The organism is Paenibacillus sp. FSL R7-277 (assembly GCF_000517965.1).
GTDB lineage: Bacteria > Bacillota > Bacilli > Paenibacillales > Paenibacillaceae > Paenibacillus_AQ > Paenibacillus_AQ silagei.
Genome location: NZ_ASPX01000018.1, coordinates 1 through 917, shown reverse-complemented (window position 1 = coordinate 917; position 917 = coordinate 1). Strand labels below are relative to the sequence as shown.

Sequence of the window (917 nt, the reverse complement as noted above, 5' to 3'; positions counted from 1 at the left end):
AGGTAGCCGTATCGGAAGGTGCGGCTGGATCACCTCCTTTCTATGGAGAATCGTCTTCTGCAATGAAGACATTCAAATAAAAGTCTTCAGGAAGCTTGCTTCCTGAAGCAGGCTTTACTTCGTAAAGCCTTGAGCGTTTCCATTTGTTCGGTTTTGATGGAATTTGCGGGGCCATAGCTCAGCTGGGAGAGCGCCTGCCTTGCAAGCAGGAGGTCAGCGGTTCGATCCCGCTTGGCTCCACCAACAAACTTCATCTATTTGTTATGTCTGAAATACTAGATACATTGTCTGTTATTCCGAACATCACAGCCGTGATTGTCCCGTAATAACAGCAACTTGATCCTTGAAAACTGGATACCGAAACGAATTTGCGTTTTAGAACATTCCTTTAAGCTGAACTTGTGTAAACAAGTTTCATATTAATGGCGATGCTACGATGATCTTGATGGAAATACAGGCGTTGAAGAAATTCATTGTCCGAACTTTTCCTGACGGAAAAATCGAGGTTAAGCTACTAAGAGCACACGGAGGATGCCTAGGCGCCAGGAGCCGACGAAGGACGTGGCGAACAACGAAACTGCCTCGGGGAGCTGTAAGCAAGCTTTGATCCGGGGGTGTCCGAATGGGGAAACCCAGCTGTGGTAATTCGCAGTTACTCGTATCTGAATACATAGGATACGCAGAGGCAGACCAGGGGAACTGAAACATCTAAGTACCCTGAGGAAGAGAAAACAATAGTGATTCCGTCAGTAGCGGCGAGCGAACGCGGAACAGCCTAAACTAAGAGGCTTGCCTCTTGGGGTTGTGGGACGTCTCACATGGAGTTACAAAGGAATTCAGTAGGCGAAGAGGTCTGGAAAGGCCCGCGATAGAGGTAAAAGCCCTGTAGCCTAAACTGTGTTCTCTCCGAGACGGAT

At 47.9% G+C, this 917-nt stretch carries 1 tRNA gene and 1 rRNA gene; both read left to right on the top strand.

The features are described from left to right. Positions 1-167: 167 nt before the first annotated feature. A tRNA-Ala gene (locus C173_RS07825) sits at positions 168-243 on the top strand. Positions 244-504: 261 nt separating this feature from the next. Then, positions 505-917: ribosomal RNA gene (locus tag C173_RS07820) — 23S ribosomal RNA — on the top strand; the annotation flags it as partial.